Annotated in this window: 7 protein-coding genes; 5 read left to right on the forward strand and 2 right to left on the reverse strand. The window is 64.9% G+C overall.

The window, feature by feature from the left end; all coding sequences use genetic code 11:
• Positions 1-627, reverse strand: a 627-nt coding sequence (locus JF66_RS16165; RefSeq protein ID WP_156109854.1) for a DsbA family protein, incomplete at its 3' end; no start/stop codon positions are given.
• 146 nt (positions 628-773) lie between these two features.
• Between JF66_RS16165 and JF66_RS16170 the strand changes: the two genes are divergently transcribed.
• From JF66_RS16170 to JF66_RS16190, 5 genes are all read left to right on the forward strand, one after another.
• A complete protein-coding gene (locus tag JF66_RS16170; RefSeq protein ID WP_051973643.1) occupies positions 774-2,339 on the forward strand; it encodes an MFS transporter in 1,566 nt (521 codons plus the stop codon).
• A gap of 118 nt (positions 2,340-2,457) precedes the next feature.
• A complete protein-coding gene (locus JF66_RS16175) occupies positions 2,458-4,002 on the forward strand; it encodes an SDR family NAD(P)-dependent oxidoreductase (protein ID WP_081882453.1) in 1,545 nt (514 codons plus the stop codon).
• A 13-nt stretch (positions 4,003-4,015) separates the two neighbouring features.
• On the forward strand, positions 4,016-4,723 hold the full coding sequence (locus JF66_RS16180; RefSeq protein ID WP_035879632.1) for a histidine phosphatase family protein: 708 nt from the start codon (positions 4,016-4,018) through the stop codon (positions 4,721-4,723).
• Positions 4,724-4,732: 9 nt separating this feature from the next.
• Positions 4,733-5,281, forward strand: coding sequence for a DUF3090 domain-containing protein (locus tag JF66_RS16185; RefSeq protein WP_035879633.1), 549 nt, complete (start codon positions 4,733-4,735; stop codon positions 5,279-5,281).
• Complete coding sequence (locus JF66_RS16190; protein WP_035879635.1) at positions 5,281-6,051, forward strand: SCO1664 family protein; 771 nt, start codon at positions 5,281-5,283, stop codon at positions 6,049-6,051. The genes JF66_RS16185 and JF66_RS16190 overlap by 1 nt, the downstream gene beginning before the upstream one ends.
• A 205-nt stretch (positions 6,052-6,256) precedes the next feature.
• On the opposite strand, the gene JF66_RS23765 is transcribed toward JF66_RS16190, so the two are convergent.
• The gene (locus JF66_RS23765; RefSeq protein WP_231556469.1) at positions 6,257-6,430 is read right to left on the reverse strand and encodes a hypothetical protein; all 174 of its coding nucleotides are present in this window, start codon (positions 6,428-6,430) and stop codon (positions 6,257-6,259) included.
• Between the last annotated feature and the right edge of the window lie 101 nt (positions 6,431-6,531).

Here is a 6,531-nt window from a genome sequence, read left to right on the forward strand (position 1 = left end):
CTCGGCTGGCGCGGCAGCGACCGGTGTGACGTCGAAGTTCGGTTCGCGGGTGCGGCTGCGCTTGAGCTCGAAGAACCCGTCGAAGCTTGCGGCTGCGACAACTCCGTCCCACAGTGCCAGGGCCTGGTCCCCCATAGGAGCCGGGGAGATGACGGGGCCGAAGAACGCGACCCCGTTGATGTCGATCACGGGTGTGCCGACATCCTGTCCGACTCGGTTGATGCCGTCGAAGTGGCTCGCTCGCATCTGCCCGTCGAACTCCTCGGAGTCCGCGTACGCAGCGAAACTCTCCGGAAGCCCCGCCGCGGCGAGCGCGAGGGGGATGACCTCATCGGCGTTGCTGTTACCCCCGAGGTGGATCTCGGCGCCCAGCGCGTCGTAGAGTGCCTTGACCATCGCCTGACCGTGGATTTCCTGGGCCGCCTGCGCCAGCCGGGTGTACTTGAGCGCTCTGGGCAGAAACTCGCTGTTGTAGTGGTCGGGATTGTCTTCGTTCAGCACAGCGAGGCTCATCACCTTCCACTCCACGTCAAGGTCACGCAACCGGGCAACCTCGTCGACCCAACGGGACGTCATCCACGCCCATGGGCAAGAGGGATCAAACCAGAACTTCACAGAATCAGCCATGACTGCACTCTAAGCGCGCTGGCTGAATGTGCCCCGATTCAGGAGACACCCCCTAAAGGGGGGTAATGTGAGCAGCTTGACTGCCGCACTGTCACGTGCGGTACACCTCGACGTCACACGCACTTTATCTCCACGGGAGAAACCCCATGTCCCTAGACCGAAGTAAGTCCGCAGCTGCATCCGGAGCGGCGAGCACCACGGGAAAGTCCCGCAAGCCGCTTCGCAAGCGCCGCCTCGCGGTGTCCGACGTCAACGTCGTCGACAAGCCGATCATGAAGCGTGCCCTCGGCGGCACCATCGTGGGAAACACCATGGAATGGTACGACGTCGGTATCTTCGGATACCTCATCACCACAATGGGGCCGGTCTTCTTGCCCGAAGCCGACACATCCGTTCAGACCCTCTTCCTGCTCGGCACGTTCGCCGCAACCTTCTTCGCGCGCCCGCTCGGCGGCGTCTTCTTCGGCTGGCTTGGTGACCGCATCGGCCGCCAGAAGGTGCTCGCCACCACCCTCATACTCATGGCGGGCTCCACCTTCGCGGTAGGTCTGCTGCCCGGCTACGCACAGGTCGGAATATGGGCGGCCGTTTTGCTCGTGTTCGTCAAGCTCGTGCAGGGATTCTCCACCGGTGGTGAGTACGCCGGTGCGACCACGTTCGTGAGCGAGCACGCCCCGGACAGCCAGCGCGGCTACTTCGCCAGCTTTCTGGATATGGGCAGCTACCTCGGCTTCGCCATCGGCGCAGCCCTCGTATCCGTACTCCAGGTTGTGCTGGGCCAGGACGTCATGCAGGACTGGGGCTGGCGCTTGCCGTTCCTCATTGCCGGCCCTCTCGGCCTGGTCGCCATCTACTTCCGCATGAAGATCGACGAGTCTCCCGCCTTCCAGGCCACCCTCGACGCGCAGGAAGAAGCGAATAAGAACCCGTTGGGTGCCACTGCCGCAACTCCCAAGGGACCGCTCGCGATTTTCAAGGCGTACTGGCGCAACATCATCATCGCGATGATCCTTGTCGCCGCCGCGAACACGGTCGGCTATGCGCTCACCTCGTACATGCCCACCTACCTGACCGAAAACAAGGGATACGACGAGTTGCACGGCACAGCACTCACGATCCCGATCCTCGTGGCCATGGCGCTGTGCATTCCTCTCGCAGGCAGGCTCTCCGACAGGGTCGGGCGACGGCCCGTTCTCTGGATCGGTGCGATCAGCACGGTCGTGCTGGCCTACCCGGCGTTCGTGCTCATTGGTGTCGGTTCGATCGCCACCACGCTGCTGGGCCTCGCCCTCATCGCGTTCCCCGTCACGTTCTACGTGTCCAACCTCGCGAGCGCGCTGCCGGCTCTGTTCCCGACCGCCAGCCGCTACGGGGCCATGGGTATCTCGTACAACTTTGCGGTGGCCATTTTCGGGGGCACCACACCGTTCATCATCGCTGCCCTGATCGTGTCCACCGGCAACGACATGATGCCGGCCTTCTACCTGATGGGAACGTCGCTGATCGGTGCGATCGCCATCTTCTTCCTGAAGGAATCGGCCAACCGGCCGCTGCCCGGCTCGATGCCGAGCGTGAACACGGACGAAGAGGCCGCCGATCTGGTGCAGCACCAGGACGAGAATCCGCTCCTCGACCACGACGAGATGCCCTACGACGCCACGTACGAGCCGCCCACCTCGTCGATCCCCGTTCAGGAATCCGCGAAGGCCTGATCTCGCCTGTACCCGGCACTGTCGGACAGCCGTTTCTCGTCACGCTCCCTGTGTGGCGGAAACGGCCGTCCGACGGTGCACGTGCAAGGCTCACAGCCACCCCGCGTAGAATTCTCTGATGATCACTGCGCCTGACACCGTACCTGCCGCCGCCTCCGAGGGTGCGGACGAGACGGCAGCCGAGGGTGCGGTCAAGGACTACGCCGATTTCCCCGGCCTCGACGCGCAGGACCTCGAAGTCACCCTCCGCGTCCTGGCATCGCTCAGCGACGTGGACCCGGAAGATCCCGACTTCGTCACCGTGCGCCAGGCCACCGCAAAAATGTTCAAATCGGTGAAGATGGCGCGGCGCGGCGAAAAGCGGGCCGCGATCAAGGAAGCCGACCGCGAGGTTATCGCGGCCACCGCCACGGGAGCGCCCACCCGCATCGACGACGAGACCCGCGGCGCCCAGCTGTCCATCGGCACCTCCGCACCCTCGGCCGGTGAGTTGCTCGTGCCGCGGGCCTGCTACATCTGCAAGCAGAAATACACCCTCGTCGACGCGTTCTACCACCAGCTCTGCCCGAGCTGTGCGCTGATGAGCCATGCCAAGCGGGACGCACGCACGGACCTGACCGGTAAGCGTGCGCTGCTCACCGGAGGCCGCGCCAAGATCGGCATGTACATCGCCCTGCGGCTGCTGCGCGACGGCGCACACACCACGGTCACCACACGTTTCCCGCGCGATGCCGTTCGCCGTTTCGCCGCGATGCCCGATTCGAAGGATTGGCTGCACCGGCTTCGCATCGTGGGGATCGATCTGCGCGACCCGGCCCAGGTCATCGCCCTCGCCGACTCGGTGGCGGCTCAGGGCCCCCTCGACATTCTGATCAACAACGCCGCCCAGACCGTTCGTCGCTCCCGTGGCTCATACTCACCGCTCGTGGAGGCCGAAGATTCGCCCCTGCCCGACGGCCCGCTGCCGGAGATCGTCTCGTTCGGTCACACGAACGACGCCCATCCGCTCGCTCTCGCCGCCTCCGTCTCCGGTCATCCGCTGCTCGCGGCCGCCTCGGGCTCCGGTGCCCTGACAGCGGATGACCTCACCCGCCTGGCCCTGGCCGCCGGGTCCAGTTCGCTCGAGAAGCTCGCCGCCGGCACGGCGATCGATGCCGGCGGGCTTGTGCCCGACCTGCACGACGTGAACAGCTGGACGGCCAACGTGGAAGACGTAGACCCGCTCGAAATGCTCGAGGTTCAGTTGTGCAACACCACGGCGCCGTTCCTGCTCGTGAGCCGTCTGCGGGCATCCCTGACGGCATCCGCTGCCCGCCGCACGTACATCGTGAACGTGTCGGCCATGGAGGGCGTGTTCGGGCGTGGTTACAAGGGCCCCGGCCACCCGCACACCAACATGGCCAAAGCCGCGCTCAACATGCTCACTCGCACGAGCGCCAAGGAAATGCTCAACGACGGCATCCTCATGACCAGCGTGGACACCGGGTGGATCACCGACGAACGACCGCACCCGACCAAGATCCGTCTGGCGGAGGAAGGCTTCCACGCCCCGCTTGACCTCGTGGACGGCGCGGCACGCGTGTACGACCCGATCGTGCGCGGCGAAGCGGGCGAAGACCTCTGCGGCGTCTTCCTCAAGGACTACAAGCCCGGCGCCTGGTAGCTAGGCTGGCGGCATGGCCACAGTTATCCTCGTGCGGCACGGCCGCACCACCGCGAACGCCACCGGAATGCTCGCCGGACGCACCGCCGGAGTGCGACTCGACCAAGTGGGGCGAGAACAGGCGTCGAGTGCCGGTGAGCGACTGGCCACTGTTTCGATCGTCGGAATGGTCACCAGCCCTCTGGAACGTTGCCTGCAGACATCCGGCCTGATTCTCGACCACCAGACCGGTGCACCACCGACACTGGTCGAGCACGACATCACCGAGTGCGATTACGGCCAGTGGCAGGGGCGCGCCCTCGGCGAGCTTGCCAAAGAAGAACTGTGGTCGGTGGTGCAGAACCAGCCGTCGGCCGCCACGTTCCCGGGCGGCGAGTCATTGGCCGCGATGCAGGCCCGGTCGGTAGCCGCCATCCGTCGCCACGACGCCGCGTTCGAAGCCGAGCACGGTCCGGGTGCGGTCTGGGTGGCCGTGAGCCACGGGGACATCATCAAATCGATACTGGCGGATGCGCTCGGCATGCACCTCGACCTCTTCCAGCGCATCAACGTGGGCCCCGCGTCGATCTCCATCGTGCGCTACGGGCCCGGCCGTCCCAGCGTTTTCTCCACAAACACGGATGCCGGCGACCTGTCCTGGCTGCGTTCCAGCACCCCGGAAGCCGACGCACAGGTCGGTGGCGGTGCCGGTCCACAGGCGCCGAACACTTTGCGCTCCTAAAATAGAGATATGCCCACAATCGTTCATAAGTTCGCCTGGCCAGACCGGGTCGTCGTCGGCACCGTCGGTGAACCCGGCTCACGCACGTTCTACCTGCAGGTGCGCACCCGATCCGACATCGTGAGCATCGCGCTGGAGAAACAGCAATCAGCATTGCTCGCCGAAAAGATCGACGAGATCCTCGACCAGCTCATGGGCCACGAGGGTAATCCTCTGAGCATCCCCGCCCTGACCCCGATCGAACTGGTGGACAATGATCCCCTGGAACAGCCGATCGACGAGCAGTTCCGCACCGGCGCGATGAGCCTGGGCTGGGATCCGTCGACCGCGCAGGTGGTGATCGAGGCCTATCCGCTCGTGGAGACCGACGACGACGAGCCGGATTTCATTGCGGAAGAACCGGTCGAAATGCTTCTTGTACGCCTTCCCGTCGGTACCGCCCGGGCATTCGCCAAGCGAACCCGCGAGGTCGTGGGCGCCGGACGACCGATCTGCCCCTTCTGCGGCACTCCCATCGACCCGGACGGACACACCTGCATCCTGCCCGGCGAACTCTGATGACGTCGGCGGCCGACCTCGATCGGGGCGAGTTGGAACTCACGGGGCGGCTCATGTCGGCCTCGAACGCCAGTTTCCTGGGCCGCATCGGCGGCACCGTCGTCGTCTATAAGCCCGTCGCCGGGGAGCGTCCGCTCTGGGATTTCCCGGATGGCAATCTCGCTCACCGCGAGGCAGCGGCCTATCTGGTCTCGGAGGCCTTCGGGTGGAACGTGGTGCCGCGCACCTGGCTGCGCGACGGACCGCACGGTTTTGGAATGGTACAGCTGTGGCAGGAATCGGATCCAGAGCAGGATGCCGTGGACCTGGTGGCCGCGGAGAACACACCGGAACAAGGCTGGCTTCACGTACTCGACGGCATCGACGAGCACGATCAGGAAGTGTCACTCATCCACGAAGATTCCCCGGCGCTGCGCCGGATGGCGGTCTTCGACATCGTCGTGAACAACGCCGACCGTAAGGGTGCCCACATCCTGGCCATGAAAGACGGCCACCGCCACGGCGTGGACCACGGGCTCACCTTCCACAAGGAACACAAGCTGCGCACGGTGTTATGGGGCTGGCTCGGCGAGAAACTCACGGCAGAGGAACTCGAGGGGCTAGACCGCGTTCGTGGGCAGCTCTCCGGCGTGCTCGGCGACGCCCTCGCCGCCCTGCTCACGCCGCTCGAGGTCGACGCCTTTGCGGCCCGCTGCGACCAGTTGCGGTCCGAAGGAACGTTCCCCGCGCCCCACGGCGACATGTCAGCAGTGCCCTGGCCCCTCTTCTAGCCAGATTTTTCGCATAGGGCGAACGACTACGCCGGCTCGACGCAGGTCCACCTCGGACCGGGTCCGCACCTCGACGACGTGCACCGAACGTCCCTGCGGGCCGCGCTGCTGGATGGTGGGGGTCTGCGTAGTAGTGGAACGAAAACATCCGCTCAGGATTGTTCAGGTGCCTTTTGGCCAACACCGGCCGCTTCGACCGGAACGGTCAGGATGCGCTGAACGGGATTCGGATGTCGTTGACCTCGATCGCGTATCGGCCTGACGTCGATCGACGTCGGGGGCACGGTAGTTCCACCCAGCCGGCCATCGAGTAAATCCCATCCTCGATTCTGGCCGAGTCGACGCAGAACTCCGGATCGTCAATATCATCAAAAGACATCGCAGTCATCGCCGTCTCATTTCAGGAATTTCCGGTGATAGTTGGAGAATGTGTAGTAGCGATACGAACGTTCGGAACCCTTCACCCCCGGCTTGGAAAGC

Source organism: Cryobacterium sp. MLB-32, from assembly GCF_000738085.1.
Classification (GTDB): domain Bacteria; phylum Actinomycetota; class Actinomycetes; order Actinomycetales; family Microbacteriaceae; genus Cryobacterium.